This is a genomic window from Blautia sp. Sow4_E7, assembly GCF_052116245.1.
Lineage (GTDB): Bacteria > Bacillota > Clostridia > Lachnospirales > Lachnospiraceae > Blautia_A.
Genome location: NZ_JBQKLL010000009.1, coordinates 49832 through 70360 on the forward strand (window position 1 = coordinate 49832; position 20529 = coordinate 70360).

14 protein-coding genes are annotated in these 20529 nt (G+C 44.1%); 12 read left to right on the forward strand and 2 right to left on the reverse strand.

The genetic code is table 11. The features are described 5' to 3' along the window. Positions 1-268: 268 nt before the first annotated feature. From ACTQ50_RS07620 to ACTQ50_RS07665, 10 genes are all read left to right on the forward strand, one after another. Complete coding sequence (locus tag ACTQ50_RS07620) at positions 269-1891, forward strand: response regulator (RefSeq protein WP_441483680.1); 1623 nt, start codon at positions 269-271, stop codon at positions 1889-1891. After that, positions 1888-3009 (forward strand): FAD:protein FMN transferase, encoded by a 1122-nt coding sequence (locus ACTQ50_RS07625; protein WP_441483681.1) that lies wholly within the window; start codon positions 1888-1890, stop codon positions 3007-3009. Before ACTQ50_RS07620 ends, ACTQ50_RS07625 begins: the two co-directional genes overlap by 4 nt. Then, positions 3006-4820 (forward strand): sensor histidine kinase, encoded by a 1815-nt coding sequence (locus ACTQ50_RS07630; RefSeq protein WP_441483682.1) that lies wholly within the window; start codon positions 3006-3008, stop codon positions 4818-4820. The genes ACTQ50_RS07625 and ACTQ50_RS07630 overlap by 4 nt, the downstream gene beginning before the upstream one ends. Then, positions 4807-5793 (forward strand): substrate-binding domain-containing protein, encoded by a 987-nt coding sequence (locus ACTQ50_RS07635; RefSeq protein WP_441483683.1) that lies wholly within the window; start codon positions 4807-4809, stop codon positions 5791-5793. The genes ACTQ50_RS07630 and ACTQ50_RS07635 overlap by 14 nt, the downstream gene beginning before the upstream one ends. A gap of 395 nt (positions 5794-6188) precedes the next feature. Then, positions 6189-7166 (forward strand): ABC transporter permease, encoded by a 978-nt coding sequence (locus ACTQ50_RS07640; RefSeq protein ID WP_441483684.1) that lies wholly within the window; start codon positions 6189-6191, stop codon positions 7164-7166. Positions 7167-7186: 20 nt separating this feature from the next. After that, complete coding sequence (locus ACTQ50_RS07645) at positions 7187-8698, forward strand: sugar ABC transporter ATP-binding protein (protein ID WP_441483685.1); 1512 nt, start codon at positions 7187-7189, stop codon at positions 8696-8698. A 10-nt stretch (positions 8699-8708) separates the two neighbouring features. Next, entirely contained in the window at positions 8709-9686 is a 978-nt protein-coding gene (locus tag ACTQ50_RS07650) for an ABC transporter permease (protein ID WP_441483686.1), read from the forward strand. A 181-nt stretch (positions 9687-9867) separates the two neighbouring features. Further along, entirely contained in the window at positions 9868-10980 is a 1113-nt protein-coding gene (locus ACTQ50_RS07655) for a substrate-binding domain-containing protein (protein ID WP_441483687.1), read from the forward strand. Positions 10981-11256: 276 nt separating this feature from the next. Then, positions 11257-12660: a rhamnulokinase gene (rhaB, locus tag ACTQ50_RS07660; RefSeq protein ID WP_441483688.1), complete on the forward strand. Its 1404-nt coding sequence runs from the start codon at positions 11257-11259 to the stop codon at positions 12658-12660. 36 nt (positions 12661-12696) lie between these two features. Further along, positions 12697-14115 (forward strand): arabinose isomerase, encoded by a 1419-nt coding sequence (locus tag ACTQ50_RS07665; RefSeq protein ID WP_441483689.1) that lies wholly within the window; start codon positions 12697-12699, stop codon positions 14113-14115. 166 nt (positions 14116-14281) lie between these two features. Here ACTQ50_RS07665 and ACTQ50_RS07670 read toward each other — a convergent pair whose 3' ends face one another. Beyond that, a complete protein-coding gene (locus ACTQ50_RS07670; RefSeq protein WP_441483690.1) occupies positions 14282-16129 on the reverse strand; it encodes a sensor histidine kinase in 1848 nt (615 codons plus the stop codon). A gap of 87 nt (positions 16130-16216) precedes the next feature. Beyond that, positions 16217-17764: a response regulator transcription factor gene (locus ACTQ50_RS07675; RefSeq protein ID WP_441483691.1), complete on the reverse strand. Its 1548-nt coding sequence runs from the start codon at positions 17762-17764 to the stop codon at positions 16217-16219. Between the two features lie 256 nt (positions 17765-18020). Between ACTQ50_RS07675 and ACTQ50_RS07680 the strand changes: the two genes are divergently transcribed. Beyond that, the gene (locus ACTQ50_RS07680) at positions 18021-19532 is read left to right on the forward strand and encodes a sugar ABC transporter ATP-binding protein (RefSeq protein ID WP_441483692.1); all 1512 of its coding nucleotides are present in this window, start codon (positions 18021-18023) and stop codon (positions 19530-19532) included. Beyond that, complete coding sequence (locus ACTQ50_RS07685) at positions 19532-20527, forward strand: ABC transporter permease (RefSeq protein WP_441483693.1); 996 nt, start codon at positions 19532-19534, stop codon at positions 20525-20527. The genes ACTQ50_RS07680 and ACTQ50_RS07685 overlap by 1 nt, the downstream gene beginning before the upstream one ends. Positions 20528-20529: the final 2 nt, after the last annotated feature.

The window sequence follows — 20529 nt, forward strand, 5'->3', positions numbered from 1 at the left end:
ATACAGATATACACATAAGAGAAAAGCTGAATAGTTACAAAAGCTGCAGAGTTTATAATTGAAATATAACTTTGCAGCTTTTGTGTCCTTTTTTAATTATGCTTAAAAATATTAAAAAACTGTCAGAAATATTTTGTTTAGTTTGCTTAGATTTATGGTCTGTGATAATATAATATTTAGACGAAATTAATAGAACGCTATGTGCAAACCGGCACCGGGGGGACGCCGATGAGATACATGCTATATACAGAAAGGGAAAGCAAAAACTATGTATCGAATTTTACTTGTAGATGATGAGATCCTGGTACGTGATGCCATTAAGGAAAATATTGATTGGAAATCTATGGACTGTGAGCTTGTTGGAGATTGTGAGAATGGGAAGCAGGCAGCAGATTTTGTAAAAACACACCCGGTGGATATTGTCCTTACTGACATTCTTATGCCTTATATGGACGGAATGGAACTGAGTCATTTTCTGCATGATCACTACCCGGAGATCGTGATCGTGATCTTCAGTGGTTTTGGAGAATTTGAATATGCCAAGAAGGCCATTCAGTATAATGTGAGCGAATACATGTTAAAGCCTGTGACAGCCATGGAGCTTCGGGAAGTGATCGGCAAAATGAAAGAAAAAGTAGATCAGCAGCGAAAAGAAAAGAAGAAAATGGAGTCTCTCACAAAAACTTCCCAGGACTATCACAAAAATGCGCTGGTAATCCGCTCCAAGGCTATTGAGTCCCTGGTAAGCTGTACAAGAGACGTGCAGGAGAGCCTGGACGAGCTTGCAGAAATGGGCATCCGTCTGGAGGCAGCATCATACCGTGTTGCAGTGTTTGATATGGATCTGTTTTCTGACATTCACCAGATTGATATGGAGAAGCGCCAGGAGAGTGCGCTGATGGCGTTTGTATTATTTAATGTGGCAGATGAGATTGTCACTGGGAGAAATGCAGGAATTGCTTATCAGGAGGGAAATAACCGGGTATGTATCCTTTTTATGGGAAACCGCAGCCGGGAATTTGCAGGTGAAATACAGGAAATCTGTGAGGAAATCCAGAAAAAAGTAAAAGAAGTGATCGGTATCGAAGTTTCAGCAGGAATCGGCGGCTGGGTAAGAAATCCAGGGGAGACCATCCGGTCTCATAACCAGGCAGAAAAAGCGATTGAACTGCGTTATCTGCTGGGAGGAAACCTGCTTATTGATACAGAAACACTTAGCCCGGAGAGAAGTCTCTCTTTACGGCAGCCTTTAAGTGACCTGGTTGATGGAATTAAGAAGGAGAATAAAGAAGAACTGCAGCAGGCTCTTGCAGTTATGAAGTCTGAGATTAAGGAGGCCAGAGCAGATAAAAGCCAGGCCTGTGTCTGCCTGCAGATGATTCTGCGTCATGCAGGAAGCTGCTGGGAATCACTCTCTTCAGAGAACGAAGATCTGTTTCATAAAAGAGAACTTCTTATGGGGAAGGTGACGGAGCAGAAGACCTTCAGTGAGGCATTCAGGATGGTGGAGGATTATGTTTACGAAGTATTTGAAAGATGTTCTTCCATGAACAGCTCCAGCGGTCAGAAACAGGCACTGCTTGCCATGGAATATATTCGGGGACATTATAATGAACCGGAATTTGGTTTGAATGATATCTGCTCCTATCTGAATATTGGCACCAGCTATTTCAGTACGATCTTTAAAGAAACTACAGGAGGAACCTTCCTGGAATTTCTCAGTAAGGTACGAATGGAGAAAGCAAAGGAGCTTTTGGAGCAGACTACACTTAAGAACTATGAGATTGCGGAGATGGTAGGATATTCTGATCCGCACTATTTCGGAATCTCTTTTAAGAAAATGACAGGCAAGACACCTACAGAATACGCAAGGGAAAAACGATCTGTATGAAAAGAAAAGTACTGATAGCCGCTGCTATAGGGGCTGGAATCTTACTTCTGGCAGGGGCAGGCCGCTGGCATTTCAGGCAGAACCAGAAGTGTCAGAAACAGCTGTTTGCAATGGATACCTATATGGAATTTACCGCATATGGCCCAAACAGCGAGAAGGCAGTCGACGCAGCCATGGAAGAAGTTCAGAGACTGGATCAGCTTTTGTCCGCGCAGGATGAAACCAGTGAAGTGTATGCTCTAAATGAGCAGGGAAGTCTTCCGGTATCCAATGATCTGGCAGAACTTATAAAGAGAGGAAAAGAGATTTTTCAGGAAACAGGCGGCCTTTTTGACGATACTATTTATCCGGTGATGAAATTATGGGGATTTCCAACCGGGGAATATTATGTTCCATCAGATCAGGAAGTGCAGAAGGCGTTGGCATTGGTAGATGGAGAAAAAGTAGAAGTCCAGATACCAGATGCTAAGTACATTATAGGAAAAGAACAAGACGAAAAAGGACAAAAGGCTGAGAACTGTAACGATAGTGAAAAGAAAGAAACAGTGACCTATGTGACGTTAGGGGAAAACCAGCAAATGGACCTGGGAGGACTTGCCAAAGGCTATACCGGTCAGAAGCTGGCAGAACTAATGGAATCATATGGAGTTTCTTCTGCACTGTTTTCCCTTGGCGGAAATATCCAGGCGATAGGCACGAAGCCGGACGGCAGCAGGTGGAAGGTTGGAATCCGTGACCCGGAAGGGGAACAGCAGGATTATATTGGCGTCCTGTCTGTGAAAGATGCAGCAGTAGTCACTTCAGGAGGCTATGAGCGGTACTTTGAGAAAGATGGACACACTTATATCCATATTATCAATCCGAAAACAGGATATCCGGCAGAGGGAGATTTACTGTCTGTCACAATTGTGTCGAAGGATGGGACATTGGCGGATGGAATGTCTACAGCTCTCTACATTATGGGATATGAGAAAGCATGCCAGTTCTGGCAGCAGCATAAAGAGAAATTTGATATCATTCTGGTCACTGACGATGGAAAAATACATATTTCAGATAGTCTCCAGGAGGACTTCCAGTCAGAACGGGAGTGGGAGATAATACGGGGAAACGGCCGATGAACGAAAAAAACAGAGAACGAAAATTTTTAAAAGGCTTTAAAAGTATTCAGAGTACCATATTTGTAGCCACATCTGTGCTGGTCCTTTGTGCAGTGCTTGTGGCAACCGCAGTGTCGGTACGCTATACAAATTCTACGATTTATGAAAATTCAGCCATTTATACCCAGACCATTATCCGGCAGCTGAATCAGAATATCGATTCTTACATTACATATATGGATAACATAGCATCTGTCATTGCCAAAAGCCAGGATGCTTATCAGCTTTTGTATCAGCAGATCGGTGAGGATGAAGCAGTGAAAGAAGGGCACCGGAAGCGTCTTCTGGAACAGTTCAGCACCATTCTGAAGGGGCGAGATGATATCTGCAACATCGGAATTGTACAAAAAGACGGTGTTATGCTTATTAACAGCGGTTATCAGGCTACCAATCCGGATCTGGATCTGTCCACTCAGGAGTGGTACACCAATGCGGTAGATAATTATAATCAGTATTGTCTAAGTTCTTCCCATGTACAGCATGTGATCAAGGGGCAGCGTCCATGGGTGATCACCCTGAGCCGTGAGGTCCACAATTTTTATGGAACGGGAAATAGTGATGGCGTGGTATTTATTGACCTGAACTATAGTGCTATTAGTGAACTGTGTGATCAGAACAGCATTGGGGATAAAGGCTATGTGTTCATTCTGGATCAGGATGGAAATATTGTTTATCATCCAAGTCAGCAGCAGCTGTACAATGAGCTACAGACGGAGAATATCGATATTGTAATGAATGCAGATTCAGATACGGTGGTAACTGGCGAGGGGGACGAGGAAAAGATTTACACACTTTCCCATTCCGAAACCACTGGCTGGACCATTGTGGGCTGTATGAACATGGCAGAGCTGTTAAAGGGCAGTAAAGAAGCAAACAATATTTATGTTATGACAGCCATCGTATTGGTTGCCATTGCTATGCTGATCTCCAGTTTTATTGCCCGCAGTATTACCCTTCCGATCCAGAAGCTTCGTGATTCCATGGAGCGTGTACAGGAAGGTGATTTCAAGGCCGCAGATGATTTGCTTGTTCCGTCCCAGAACGAGATTGGAAGTCTTACCACCTCATTTAACGTAATGACTCACAAAATAGAAGATCTGATGGCCCAGAATGTCCATGAACAGGAATTGAAGAGAAAAAGTGAACTGAAGGCACTTCAGTCCCAGATCAATCCACATTTCTTATATAATACCCTGGATTCGATTATCTGGATGGCAGAAGGAAAGAAATATGAGGATGTGGTATTGATGACGGCGTCTCTTGCAAGACTTTTGCGCCAGAGCATCAGCAATGAAGATGAGACAGTGCTGATCGGGCAGGAAATCCAGTATGTGAAGAGCTATCTCACCATTCAGAAAATGCGCTATAAGGATAAACTGGAATTTGAGATCAATGTGGATCCTTCTATTAACAGTGTTCATATCGTCAAGCTGGTACTTCAGCCCATTGTGGAAAATGCAATTTACCATGGATTGAAATACAAAGAATCGAAAGGCCTGCTTACAGTTACTGGATATCAGAAGGATGGTGATGCAGTGATTGAAATTACAGATGATGGTGTTGGAATGGATGAGGAGACCTTAGACCGTATTTTTGAGAAGCATAAAGTCAATTACCGCTCCAATGGTGTTGGCGTATACAATGTTCAGAGGAGACTTTCCATGTACTATGGAAAGGAATATGGTTTGCGATATAAGAGTGAGAAGGGAAAAGGTACCACAGTTACCGTGGTAATCCCCATTGATCAGGAGGAACATCATGAAAAAGCGTAAACAATGGCTTATGCTGGTGAGTATCGCACTGGCAGTGTGCCTGGTCTCTGGAGGCATGCTTTATATCCGGCAGAAAAACTACAGTAAAAAATGGTCTTTAATTTATATCCCGAAAACTGAAGATGGAACCAACGATTTCTGGACCTCTCTGATTTCAGGAACCCGAATGTCCGCCCAGGAATGCGGCGCGTCTCTGGAAATTCTGGCACCAGAGCGGGAACAGGACGTCGAGGTACAGAATCTCTTACTGAAGGAAGCTATTGAAAAAAGCCCGGATGCGATTCTGTTCTCCCCATCCAGCTTTGATGCTTCAGATGAATTGCTTCAGAAAGCTAAGGAGAAGGGGATTAAGATTACCTTTATAGATTCCTATACAGAGAATGACATCCAGGACATGACGGTTGCAACTGATAATCTGGAGGCTGGAAAACAACTGGGAGAATATGCAAGAACGTTATTAGATGAGGATTCCAAGATTGCCATTGTGAGCCATGTGAAGGGGGTATCCACAGCAATTGAGAGAGAGCAGGGCTTTCGGGAAGGACTGGGAGATTATAATAAGAATGTTGTAGACGTAGTATATTGTAATTCCCAGTTTGATAAGGCCTCCCAGCTTACAGAGGAATTGATGGAAAAGTATCCGGATCTGGAAATGATCGCTGGTATGAATGAGTATTCCTCAGTAGGTGCTGCCAGGGCCGTCCAGAAGCATGATATGGAAGGTAAGATCCAGGTGGTGGGAGTTGACAGCTCCCAGGAAGCAGTACAGCTTATGGAAAAAGGCGTTTTCAAGGGAATTGTGGTGCAGAAAGCATTTAAGATGGGATATTTAGGTGTAACGGAGACGGTACGCATGCTCCAGGGCAAGCCCTATGATGAGAATGTAAACTCCGGCTGTCAGTTGGTTACTCCGGAAAATATGTATTCCAGTGAAATTGAGAAACTGATTTTTCCATTTAATATCCTGAAATAAATCCATTTACGATGTAAAGAATAGAAATCAGCTGCTATCGGGACGGTCAGAATATGAGAAGCAGACGTTGCGGCATACTTACGATCGGATAAAACGAAACCTCGGGGTTAATCTCTTACGTTTCCTGTAAATGAAAAAGAGAGAATCCCGAGGCTTTTTTAGTTTTATATAGTAGAGTGTTAGAGCATGTTTTCCATAAAAGGTTAATAATTTATGACCATACCGTAAATATTTAACCTTTTTCTGGAAAATATTCTATTACAATTGTGCAGGATTCACGGTATGATATAGAAAACGCAGAGAGAGTGCAAAAGAGTTATTGTTCAGAATAAGATCGCGGAGAATCTTAATTTGAGGATTCTGAGTAATAACAAAAAATTAAGGAGGGTGAAAAGTTGGAAAAGTTAAAACAAAATCCAATTGTGAAAAAGCTCGGCCTGAACAGAATACTGCTTGTCTGTATTCTTGTTCTGATGTTCGTAGTTTTCAAGGTAGTGCTCGGAAGTAAATTTCCTGTTGGTGACAGTATCAAATCTACTTTGAACTATGTATACTTCCTGGGCTTCTTATCACTTGGAGTAACATTTGTAATCGCTACAGGAGGAATTGATTTCTCCATCGGACCGGTTATGTTCTGCTGTGCACTGGTTTCCGGTTACTGCATGACTTCTTATGGAGTTCCTTGTGCAGCTGCCATGGTACTGTGCGTACTCATCGGTCTTGCATTTGGAGTATTCAATGGCTGGCTGGTTTCTTATATGTCAGTTCCGCCATTCATCGTTTCCATGGCATCCATGAACATTGCGAAAGGTATCGCTTCCGTATTTACCAAGACTCAGTCAGTCAGCTGGCCACAGAGTTCTGATCCGGTAAACGGATGGTTCCGTAATATCACATCTTATAATGGATTCCCGGTTGGTCTTGTGATCTTCCTTGGAATGGCAGTGGTTTGCGGTATTGTTCTTTACAATACAAAACCAGGACGTTATATCCTTTGCCTTGGATCTAACAGCGAGGCAGTTCGTCTTTCCGGTGTCAACACCAGAAAATGGAGAATGCTTGCATATGTGATCTGTGGATTCCTGGTAGGAATCGGAGCACTGTTCTTTGTAGCTACTTATACAACCGTTCAGCCAGGATATGGCGATCAGTATAACAACGAGGCAATTGCAGGCTGTGTAATGGGTGGTACATCCATGGTTGGTGGACTTGCTTCCATCGGCGGTACTGTAATCGGTGTATTTATCATCTCTCTTCTTCAGCAGGGAATCATGGCATTTGGTCTTGGTAAAGGACAGCAGATGATTATTACAGGTATCATTGTTATTGTAGCAGTTTACGCTGACGTTTCTGCAAGACGCAGAAAGAACTGATCATAAGGGAGGATTCGACAATGGGTGAAGTTATTTTAACGATGAAGGATATTGATAAGTCCTTTCCTGGAGTTCATGCCCTGGATCATGTTAATTTCGAAGTGAAACGCGGTGAAGTACATGCACTTATGGGAGAGAACGGAGCCGGAAAGTCCACACTGATGAAGGTACTTACCGGTATTTACCAGAAGGATTCCGGAACAATTACATATAAAGGCAAAGAGACAGAATTTCACAATACCCGTGAAGCTCAGGACGCCGGAGTGGTAATCGTACATCAGGAATTAAATATGATCGGAGATCTGACTGTTGCACAGAATATCTTTATCGGACGTGAACCGAAGAAGGGAATCCGTGTAGACGACAAGAAGATGATCGAAGATTCCAAGAAATTATTTCAGGATCTGAATATTGAAATCGATCCGAGAGAAAAAATGAGTAATCTTACTGTTGGTAAGCAGCAGATGTGTGAGATTGCAAAAGCTATTTCACACAAAGCTGAGGTGATCATTTTTGATGAGCCGTCAGCAGCTCTTACTGAGAAGGAGATTGCGGATTTATTTGAAATCATCAAAGACCTTCGTAAGAAGAATCTTGGTATTGTATATATCTCACACCGTATGGATGAGATCAAGGTCATCACAGACCGTGTAACTGTCATGCGAGATGGTGGCTATGTTGGAACCCTGATCACAGCAGACAGTACAAAAGAAGATATTATCAACATGATGGTTGGCCGTGTTATTTACGAAGATCCGAAGGATCATAGCATGGTTGCACCAGATGCTCCGGTTGTTTTGAAGGTAGAGCATCTGAACGCAGGCAAGATGGTTCAGGATGTAAGCTTTGAACTTCGTAAAGGTGAAATCCTTGGCTTCTCAGGATTGATGGGAGCAGGACGTACCGAGACAGCCAGAGCACTGTTTGGTGCAGATCCGAAACAGGGCGGTAAGATTTCCATTATGGGTAAAGATGGACAGCTTCACGAAGCAACCATCAACAGCCCACAGGATGCTGTTAAATATGGTATCGGTTATCTGTCTGAGGACAGAAGAAGATATGGAGTTGTTGTCCAGAAATCTGTAACAGAGAACACAACCCTGGCTACCATGGAAGATTATTGCAACGGCTTATTCATCAACAAAGCAAAAGAGAAAAAAGTTACAGAGAGATATGTAAAAGAGCTTGCAACCAAGACTCCTTCTACAGACCAGCTGGTAGTGAATCTTTCTGGTGGTAATCAGCAGAAGGTAGTTATTGCAAAATGGCTTACCCGTGACAGTGAGATCCTGATCTTCGATGAGCCTACAAGAGGTATCGACGTTGGTGCGAAGAACGAGATTTACAAGTTAATGAGCAGGCTTGCAGCAGAAGGAAAATCCATTATTATGATTTCCTCTGAAATGACCGAGATTCTCCGAATGAGTGACCGAATCATTGTTATGTGTGAAGGTAAGGTGACAGGAAATATTGATATTTCTGAAGCTACACAGGAACACATCATGAATAAGGCAACACGGAATATCGATTAAGGAGGACGTCATGGCTAAGAAGAAAAAAAGTATTTTAAGTGATCAGAGATTTATTGTTTTGCTGGTTATCATTGCACTGTCTGCTGTTTTCTCCTTTATGAGTAAGGAGTTCAGACAGTACACCACAATCCTGAGTATGCTGGATTTCTCATATTATGACCTTCTGATGGCAATCGGTGTTACATTCCCGCTTATCACAGGCGGTGTAGACCTGTCAATCGGAACTGGTATGGTATGTTACGCATTGATCGGCGGAACACTTGTAAGAAGCAACAATGTTCCAGTAGTAGTAGCAATGCTGCTCTGTGTAGTGCTTGGAATTGCAATCGGCGCATTGAACGGTGTTCTCATTGGTATCATGAACCTGCCGCCATTCCTTGCTACTCTTTGTACCTGTATGATTACCCGTGGTGCTGGTTCTCTTTGCAGTGCTACACCATGGCCAACACTGAATCAGCCAGGCGGATGGTTCCATTCCATCTTTAAACTGACAATCGGACAGGGAAGAAGCGCTTCCCGTTACCCACTTGGTTTTCTGTGGATGATCTTTCTGGTAATTCTGATGGAGTTCGTTCTGAATCATACAAAATTCGGACGTTACACCATTGCAATTGGTTCCAACAAAGAAGCAGCTGCTCTTTCCGGAATCAATGTTAAGTTTTATCATGTAATGGTATACGTAGTTTGCGGTTTGTTTACTGGACTTGCAGCTATCGCATACGCAGCAGTAACTCCTACTGTACAGCCTGGTACTGGTGCCGGACTTGAGATGGACGCAATCGGCGGTGTATTCGTTGGTGGTGTTTCAGCTTCCGGTGGTTATGGATCTGTAGTAGGAACTCTGGTAGGTATTTTCGTAATCATGCTGTTAAAGACCGGTCTTCCATATGTTGGTCTGCAGGCAAACTGGCAGCAGATCATTACAGGTGTTGTATTGATCGTTGCAGTATTGATCGATATCCTGAAAGAGAAAAAAAGTGTACACTAACAACTGAATTATACAGGCTGGCTTACAGACAGTCAGCCTGAAGAAAAGTAAAATTCTGTTTATAAGCAGAACAGCTGGTAAACAGCAACAATTTCATAACGGATGTGAAGCGTCGGAGAGTGTAGCGACGTATCATCATAAAAAACTATATAATTATTTTATTTCAAGGAGGAAGTAGTAAATGAAAGCAAAAAAAGTTATGGCATTAGTACTCTGTGCAGCAATGGTATCTGGTTTAGCAGCAACAACTGTTATGGCGGCTCCGGAAGACCAGTTTGATGGACTTACAGCTAACGAAGCATATGAGTTCCCTATGATGGTTAAATCCTTCCAGTCTACATACTGGGAAGCAGCTATGAAAGGTATGGACAAAGCAGCAGAAGAATTAGGTGTTACCTATACAGCACAGGGACCAAACAGTGAGTCCGATATCGCTGACCAGGTTAACATGATCAATACAGCTATCGCAGCTAATCCTGTTGGATTAGGACTTGCAGCTTGTGATACATCTTCTGTTCAGGAAGCTCTTCAGACATGTGTTGACAAAGGAATTCCGGTTGTTACATTTGATACTGGTATCGCTGATGCTCCGGAAGGATCTGTAGTTTGTGAAGTCTGCACAGACAACAATCAGGCTGGTTCTGTAGCAGCTGAGAATATGTATCCGGCAATCAAAGATGTTATCGCTAACGCTGATGGACAGGTTATCATCGGTGAGGTTAACCAGGATGCTACAGCTCTTAACATCCAGCAGCGTGGTACAGGATTCATCAACAAGATGATCGAGCTGGTTAAAGCTGATGGAAAAACAGTAGCAGTTAAAGGTAATGAGTTCTATGTAAATGCAGCAGAAGGTGCTGACGCAGAAGAAGCTGACGCAGACGTTGTTATCCAGGTTGCAGTTCCGGCACAGACAACTGTAGAGCTTTGCTCCACAGAGGCTCAGGCTATCCTTTCCCAGGAAAACTGTATCGCAATCTTCGGTTCCAACCAGGTTTCTGCAGAGGGTGTTCTTGCAGCTAACGCTAACCTGAACGTTCTTGGTTCTGACGCAGCTAACGGCGACGTTATCGGTGTTGGTTTCGACGCAGGTTCTATCATTAAAGCAGCTGTAACAGATGGCACATTCCTTGGCGCAGTTACACAGTCTCCTCTGATGATGGGCTACTATGCAATCTATGCTCTGACAGCAGCAGCTAACGGACAGGAGCTTGAGGATGTTCCTACAGCTGGTTACTGGTATGATTCTACAAACATCGACGCTGAAGAAATTGCTCCAAACCTTTACGACTAATTAAAAAGTAAAGAGACGACACAACGTCCAATGTTTGCAGGTTTATAAACTGTGAATAAAACAGACCCCTGGGGCATTGCCCCGGGGGTTTTCTGGTGAAAGAGAAGATATTGAAATACAGGAAAAATTGCAAATAAGGACACTTTTTTTGACAAACAAGGTTCTTATATCTTGATAGATATTATAGTACTATGATATCATCAATTATGAAGGCGGCTGTATGGGAACGAAAACATTCATACAGCGTAATTTTACAATTGAGGAGGTTTTATTAAAATGGCAAAATATTATTTAGCAGTAGATATCGGTGCTTCCAGCGGACGTCTGATCCTTGGACATCTTGAGAATGGAAAGATGGAGCTTGAGGAGGTTCATCGTTTTGAGAACGGAATGGTAAAGAAAGACGGCGAGCTTTGTTGGGAATTCGACAGACTTTTCCAGGAAATCAAGAACGGTCTTAAGAAATGTAAAGAGATTGGCAAGATTCCGGTAAGCATGGGGGTTGATACCTGGGGTGTTGACTTCGTACTGATGGACAAGAATGACAAGGTTCTTGGAAATACAGTTGGTTACCGTGATCACAGAACAGAGGGAATGGACGAGGAAGTATACAAGACCATTTCTCTTGAGGATCTTTACGCACGTACCGGTATCCAGAAAGCAATTTTCAATACCGTTTATCAGCTGATGGCAGTGAAGAAGAGACATCCGGAGTATTTAGAGCAGGCAGAGACCATGCTTCATGTACCGGATTACTTTCATTATCTGCTCACAGGCAAGAAGACCTGTGAGTACACAGAAGCTACTACTGGACAGCTTGTAAGCCCGGACACCAAGGATTGGGATTATGAATTGATCGACATGCTGGGATATCCGAGAAAAATGTTCCAGAAGCTGATCATGCCTGGTACAAGCATCGGACATTTTACAGAAGAAGTGAAAGCAGAAGTTGGCTTTGATGTAGAAGTGGTAGCACCAGCTACACATGATACTGGATCTGCAGTTCTCGCAGTTCCTGCAAATGACGACGATTTCATTTACATCAGTTCCGGAACATGGTCACTGATGGGACTTGAGCGAGAGAAGGCTGACTGCTCCAGGAAGAGCTGTGAGATGAACCTTACCAACGAAGGCGGTTATGCAGGAAGATTCCGTTATCTGAAGAACATTATGGGACTTTGGATGATCCAGTCAGTTCGTCATGAGTTTGATGATAAATATGGATTTGCAGAGATCTGCCAGATGGCAGAGGAAGCAAAGGACTTCCCGTCCAGAGTAGATGCAAATGACGAGTGCTTCCTTTCCCCTGAGAATATGACAGAGGAAGTGAAGGATTATTGCCGCAGAACCGGACAGAAGGTTCCGGAGACTTTAGGCGAGATTGCAACTGTAATCTATACCAGCCTTGCTGAGTGCTATGCAAAGACAGCGAAAGAACTGGAAGAGATGACGGGCAGAACCTACAGCCGTATCCATGTAGTTGGCGGCGGTTCCAATGCAGGATACCTCAATGAGCTGACTGCAAAAGCAACAGGCAAAGAGGTCCACGCTGGTCCTGGAGAGGCAACTGCAATCGGTAATATTACCGCTCAGATGTTAAAAGCTGGAGAGTTTGGATCTATCGAAGAGGCTCGTACCACCATTCATGAGTCCTTCGGAATCAAAGTATATCAGGCCTAATTTTAGCCTTAATTATATTAAACAGGAGGTACTACTATGTTAGTAAACACAAAAGCAAAGGTTGGTGTATTTTCTATTGCTTTAGGCGCATATCTGCCTCAGTTCCCGTCACTGGTGTCAGAGTTTGAGGCTCAGTACGAGGCATTCAAGAAAACAATTCCGGATACCGTAGAGATCATCGATGGAGGAATGGTAACAACAAAAGAGGAGTCTATGGCTGCTGGAGATAAATTCCGTGCAGCAGACGTTGATCTCGTTTTTCTTCAGATGTTAACCTATGCTACATCCTACAATATGCTTCCTGCGATCCGTGACCTTGATGTTCCGGTTGTTCTGGTAAATGTTCAGAAACTGAAAGCTCTGGATTACGATCATACAGACATTGCTACATGGCTTGGCGAAGGCTATGCCTGCGGTGCTGTTGGAGAAGCTGTTGCAGACCTTGAGAGAGCTGGCAAGAGACACGCCGTTATCACAGGTGTTGTAGAAGGCGGAGATCCAGGCGTTCAGGCTGAAATCGAAGACTGGTGCAAAGCAGCTCAGGTAAGAAGAAGATTCCGTGATACAAACATTGCACAGATTGGAAGACCTTATCCTGGTATGATGGATCTTTACATTGATGAGACCAACCTGTACAATAGAATGTTCCTCTACACCAAACAGTTTGACTGGGAGAAAATGTGGGCAATCGCTGATGACATCACAGATGAGGATGCAATCCGTGCAAAAGCTCAGGATATTCTGGATACCTTTGATATCGAAGGTGGCGGAACAATCGAGAAAGTATGGGATATGGCAAAATACGTTGTAGCATTTGAGAAATGGGTAAAGGACGAGCATCTTGGAATGATCGCTTCCCATTACGATGGATTTGCACAGGGCAAGGCTGGTGTCCTTGACAGCATGCTGATCCCGGCATTCTCCATGCTGATCAAACAGGGTACTGCATGTGCTGTTGAGGGTGACATGAAGGTTGCTATGGCAATGAGTATTCTGAAAACAATTTCCGGTACTGGCCAGCTTTCTGAGATGTACTCCATTGACTTCAATGATGACATCTGCATTATCGGTCACTCTGGAAGTGGTGATGCTGATATCTCTGATAAGAAGCCTACCATGAAGATCGTACCAGTATTCCACGGCAAAACAGGCGGCGGATATCTGACACAGTTCTATCCATACACAGGCCCGGTTACCTATCTTGCAATTACACAGGATGGTGACGGACGTTTCAAATTCGTTGTTGCTGAGGGAATCAATGAGGAGGGACCGATCCTTTCCTTTGGTGATACCAACATGAGAACACGTTTCACATGTGGCGCAAGAGAGTTTGTAAATCGTTGGAGCGAAGCCGGCCCGACACATCATATGGCAGCTGCAACAGGCAGACATATCGATACAATCTTGAAGGTTGCTAAGATCTTCAACGTACCGGTTGATATCGTGACCAGATAATTTTCGCGCTGTGTAAATAATAGCAATAATAAGACCATCTATATGGTTTTGTGCACATATTCATATTCAATGAACGGGAGAGCCTGCGGACTCTCCCGTTTGTTATCTTCTGTAAAATTTCATACAAAAAGCGCCACCTGCGTAAGACGGCGCTGAAAATATCAGTTTACAGGGGCTTTGGCGTTTCGCCAGAGATTTCATCCCTCTTCGCTGGAATCCGAATCTGCACCTCGGTCCCTTTCCCTACATCACTGGAATAAGTCAATCCATAATTCACTCCATAAAGTACCTGAAGTCTTCTGTGGGTATTATAAATGGCAATATTGGTTCCCCCCGAAATGCTGGTTCCTTCACCGGAAAGAATCACGGGCAGTTTATCTGGTGCAATTCCAACTCCGTCATCGGAAATCAGAAGCACAATATCCCCATCCTCCATCCATCCGGTAAGTACAATGGTTCCAGACTTAGATGATTTTTCCAGAATGCCGTGGAGAATAGAATTCTCTACAACTGGCTGCAGAGTCAGCTTGGGAATCTGGTATTCCATCAGCTCGTCCGGGATGTCGGAGATAAAAGAAATACTGTCATGGTAGCGCATGTTTTGCAGATGAACATAAATAGAAACATGCTCTTCCTCCTTGGAAATGGTGCTGATTCCCTTTTTACGGCTAAGCGTCAGCTTGTAGAAGCGGGAAAGGCTCTGCACAGCGTTGCATACCTCGGAAGTACGACCCTGCTGGGCCATCCAGTTGATCATATCCATGGTATTATAAAGAAAATGAGGATTGATCTGCGCCTGAAGGGAATTGAACTCTGCAATGCGAAGATCCTCTGCAGCCTGGGCCTGCTTTTCCATCAGCTGGTTCATTTTCCTTGTCATGTAGTTGTAGGTGTCAATGAGATCACCGATTTCATCGTGAGCGCTGGGGCTGTCCATGGGCACCGGCGGACCGTGGCGGACTGTCCGCATCTGGCTGATGACAGAAGAAATTCGCCCTGTAATGGATTTTGATAAGGTACTTGCAAGCAAAAAGGCAAGCACCAGCACTGCAATATAAATGGACAAAAACTGCAGTACCAGAATGTTACTCTGTGTGATCAAAGGCTGGGAGGGCAGTACCGTCACCATAAACCAGCCAGGCTGTTTGATCCGGTAGAATCCAACATAAACAGTCTGTCCCAGAATATCCTGCTCCACAAAACTGTTGGAAGACATGTAGGATTCCATAATCTTGTCATAATCCAGCCAGTAAATTCCTGCTAGGGAATTACTGGAAGCGGACACCAGGTTATTTCGTTCATTCATAATGTAGGAAACACTGCCGTCCAAAGTCAGATTTCCGGATAAAATCTGCTGAAAATCATCTCCGGAATAATAAACTGCCATGTAAGCATCATAAGTTCCGCTGTCATAGATCACAGAGGCGTGGGTAATGTAGGCTTGATCCCCGTATGCCTTCTGCTCCTTGGTACCAAGATAGAAGGAAGGACAAAAAAGCTGGGAAACGCGGCTTCCACGGAAAATACCGTACCAGTAGGTTCCCCGCACCTGACTTAGGGGAAGAAAGGTATCCTTCAGATCTCCGGATTCAAGCAGTGCATTCATATCCGAAGGCGAATCCTTTGGCACCTCCAGATAAATTTTGACATTGGTGACAGGCGTATCGTCGATCAGCTGCTCCACCTTCCGGGAAAAAGATGCCGCATCCTGGGAATCTGCCAGATCTGTGAAGGATCCGGTTATGGCATTCTTAAAAAGTGTCTGGTAAAAATCCAGGGAAGAAATCTCTTCACTTACATCCAGGATCTTCTGAATGGATTCCTCGATCAGCGGGGCTGTCTCTGCCGAACGGTCCTGTTCCTGGCGGATGGTGTAGGAAACCACCATGTCATAGGCTCTTCCATAGAAAAAGAAAATAATGGCGATGGCAGGAATTGCCACGATCAGAAGAAGTACCAGGGTAAACTTGGACTGCAGGCTCAGATCCTGGTACCATTGCTTAAATTTACGCAAATATGTTCACGCTCCTTTTTAATAAAGAAAGCCCCTCAATTTGATCTCAAAAATGAAAATTGAGGGACTTAAAAGCCACATAAAAATCTAACTCATTTTCTCCCTATATTCAGAAGGAGAAAATCCCGTATATTTCTTAAAACTTTTGCTAAAGTAATTTCCATCACTGTATCCCACCCGCGAGGAAATATCTGTAATCTTATACCTGGGATCCGCCAGCAGCTGCTTGGCCTTTTCCATCCTGTACTCTGTAAGATACTGGTTCAGGGTCTGACCTGTCTCATTCTTAAAGAAGGTGCACACATAAGAGGTGGATAAAAATACATGATCACTGATATCCTTTACAGATAAGGTCTCGTTCATATATTTCTGACTGATATAATCCTTGATCAGGAAAATCGTGGAATTTTCTTCTTCTGTGCTGGTTGCAGTCTGGAAGAAATCTTCCGTCTTTTTCACCAGCTTCTGGTGCATTTCATTATAAGAAAAAATCTTCTCCAGGGTATCTATTAAGTTCTCCTGGGTATCCGACAGGGTTAGTTTCAGCTGATGGGCTGCATCGTCCAAAGCTCGGAACAATTTGTAATAAAGATCCTTAGCCTGGTTGGGCAGAAGATTCTGATTCTGGTTATAATACAGGAACAGATTGTCAAGGAAGGCTTCCGCTTTTTCCTTATTTTTCCCAGTGAGAAGAGTGAGAAATTCATTCTCCGGGCTGGCAGGAAGCTCTGCTGGTTTCTCGGAAACAGGCGTCTGGTAAAAAGGTGACAGAAAAGTACCTGTTGGGAAAAAGAAGCTGCTCTGCAGGGAAATAACAGCGGAGGTATAGGACTGGTAAGCTCTGGACACTCCAGTAACCGTATCTCCGGCCGCAATACAAAATCTGCTGTAGCGGGAATAGAGATTACAGAAAAATTCCTCAATGCTTTTTCGCACCGCAGGTCCGGGGGCAGGTCCAAACAAAAAGTAAACCATGTACTGCACACGCTTCTCCACAAAAATGCAGTCTATATGGAAGGTTTTCAAAAATTCCCGTACAGACAGGTACATGGTATTTGCTTCCGAAAGGGGAAGATCCTCCTCTGTATCCGTCTTAAGCACAATTGCGGTAAAGGTGGTGGAAGCGCTGATGGAAAGGGACAGCTCCGCCATCAGCTGGTCAATGCTTTCCCGGGCATGGGCGTAAGGCTGTGTGAGAAGAAGAGCCAGACGGGAAGCACTTTCCATGGAATGGATGGACTCGTTGTGTCTGGTGCGCTTTTTTTCCAGGCAAAGATCACGGGCTTCGATAATGGCATCCCGGATTTCTGCCGGGTTCAGAGGCTTCTCAATATAATTTACCGCTTTTAGCTTGATAGCTGCTTTTAAATACTCTTTATCCGAATAGCCGCTCATAAAAACAGGAACAATATCCGGGAGGATCTCCTCCAAGCGCTCCAGCATGGCAATTCCATCCATACGGGGCATACGCACATCACACAGAACAATGTCTGGCCTGTGCACTCTGGCAACTTCGATTCCGTTGATTCCATCATCTGCCTGGAGTACTTCCTGGATCCCGATGGACGGCCAGTCAATAGAAGAGATCACGCCGGTACGGGTAAGCTCCTCGTCATCTACGATCAGTAATTTCATAATAAATCTCCGTTATATTTCATCCGGGAAAATCCGGAGGTCATAATTGATAAAAAATACCTCACTCATCATACCACAATTATATCCAAAATACGATACCAAAGGAGCCGCTTTTTGTGGAATTTTGAAAGATCAGTGGAAAATTTTACCCATTAAGTGGAAAATATTTTACCCTGTTTCAAAATATTTTCCCATTTCCAAACAAAGTGACCAATGATAGAATAATACCAGATCAAGAAAGGGAGGAGAAAAAGCCGTGTCTGAATATGTTCTTGAATTAAAAGGCATTACGAAAATTTTCCCCGGCGTAAAAGCACTGAACAACGTACAGTTCCAGTTAAAACCAGGCGAAGTTCACGCACTGATGGGCGAAAACGGTGCAGGTAAATCTACCTTCATTAAAGTAATTACCGGTGTACATAAAGCAGAAGAAGGCGAAATGTACCTGTTTGGCCAGAAAGTGGATTTCAAAGGACCAAAGGATGCACAGGAAGCAGGAATTGCAGCTGTTTACCAGCACCCAACATCCTATCCACACTTAACAGTGGCTGAAAATATTTTCATGGGCCATGAGATCAAAAAGAATCACATGATCCAGTGGAAAGCCATGAATGAGGAGGCTAACAAGCTTCTGAAGCAGTTAAATGCAGATTTCGATTCCACTGCAGAAATGGGAACCTTAAGTGTAGCCCAGCAGCAGATGGTTGAGATCGCAAAGGCATTGTCCACAAATGCAAAGATCGTGATCCTGGATGAGCCTACCGCTTCTCTTACAAAGAGAGAATCCGAAGAGCTCTACAGAATCGTAGACCAGTTAAAAGAAAAAGGAGTTTCCATTATCTTCATTTCCCATCGTTTTGAGGATATGTACCGTCTGGCAAGCAGAGTTACCGTATTCCGTGACTCCCAGTACATTGGTACTTATGATGTAGATGGAATCACCAATGCAGACCTGATCAAAGCCATGGTTGGCCGTGAGATCAAGGATCTGTTCCCGAAACCGGAGGTTCAGATCGGTGATGAGATGCTTCGTATCGAGCACTTATCCCGTACCGGATATTTCAAAGATGTTTCCTTCAATGTACACGCTGGCGAGATCGTAGGTCTTACAGGTCTGGTTGGTGCAGGACGTACAGAGGTTGTAGAAAGCGTCTGTGGAATCACAAGACCAGATGAAGGTAAGGTTTATCTGGAAGGCAAGGAAGTACATATCAAACAGCCGTCTGACGCAATGGAGAAAGGAATCATCCTTCTTCCTGAGGACCGTCAGAAAGAAGGTCTGATCATGAGCTGGGGACTTGGAAGAAACGTAACCCTTCCAACCATCAGCAAATATGCAAAGAAAGGCTTCAACGACGAGAAGACAGAAAGAGATCTTTCCAAGAGACTTCTGGAAGAGGTTGATACCAAGGCAGTGGATATTTTCCAGCCGGCAAGCTCTCTGTCAGGTGGTAACCAGCAGAAGGTTGTAGTTGCCAAGGCTCTTAGCCAGGAGATGAAAGTCGTTATCATGGATGAGCCTACAAAGGGTGTTGACGTTGGTGCCAAAGCTGAGATTTATGCGATCATGGGTGACCTTGCAAAGAAAGGTTATGCCATCATCCTGATTTCTTCTGAAATGCCTGAGATCCTCGGAATGGCTGACCGAATCGTTGTTATGTGCAACGGACGCAAGACTGGTGAGCTTGGAAGAGGAGAAGCAACTCAGGAGATGATCCTTGAGCTGGCTATGGAGAAAGGTACATCAGGAAAGGGGGCAGCTAACTAATGGAAAAGAAATCTTTCATGAAAAAGCTGACAGGTTCCCGTGAAGCACTGCTTGCAGTGATCCTGGTTCTGCTTTTCGTAGTGATCACAATCATCAGCCCGTCATTCCTTACGTTTAAGTCTCTGACGGATATGCTGAAAAACAACGCGGTAACAATGGTAATGTCACTTGGTATGCTGTGCGTCATGCTGGTTGGCGGAATTGATATTTCCATCATGTCAACATTGGCACTGACAGGTATGTCAATTGGTATGCTTCTGAAATATGACCACATTTCCAGTACTTTCCTGGCATTTGTGATCGCACTGGCAATCGGAATCGCATGTGGCTTCCTGGTAGGTCTTGTAATCTCCAGAGCTGACGTTCCTCCGATCATCGCAACAATGGGCTTCATGTACATCTACCGTGCAATGGGATATCTGGTTTCCCACAACGGTGAGTGGGCAAGTGCAGCAGCCCTTGGTAAATTCAAAGATTTTGCAACAACAAAATTCCTGGGAATGAGCCTTGTAATCTGGGTGATCATCGCCTGCTATGTGATCTTCTTCGTATTCATGAAATGGACAACACTTGGAAGAAGAATCTACGCAGTAGGAAGTAACCCAAGTGCAGCTGAAGTTTCCGGTATCAATGTAAAGAACATTAAGCTTCTTGTTTACACCATCATGGGTCTTCTTGCTGGTCTTGGCGGAGCCCTTCAGGTTTCCATTTACGCTTCCGCAATGCCTGATATGCAGCAGGGCGGTGAGATGGATGTTATCGCAGCCTGCGTTATCGGCGGTGTAAGCATGAGTGGTGGACGTGGTACAGTACTTGGTGCTCTTCTTGGATCCCTGATCCTTGCAACTATCGCAAAAGCACTTCCGCTGATCCCATTCTTCGATCAGCTGTGGCTGAATACCATCAAGGGTGTCATCATTCTTGTAGTAGTTGTTGTAAACATTGTTTTACAGCGTACAGCTGACAAAAATGCATTAAAGGGAAGGGAGATGTAATC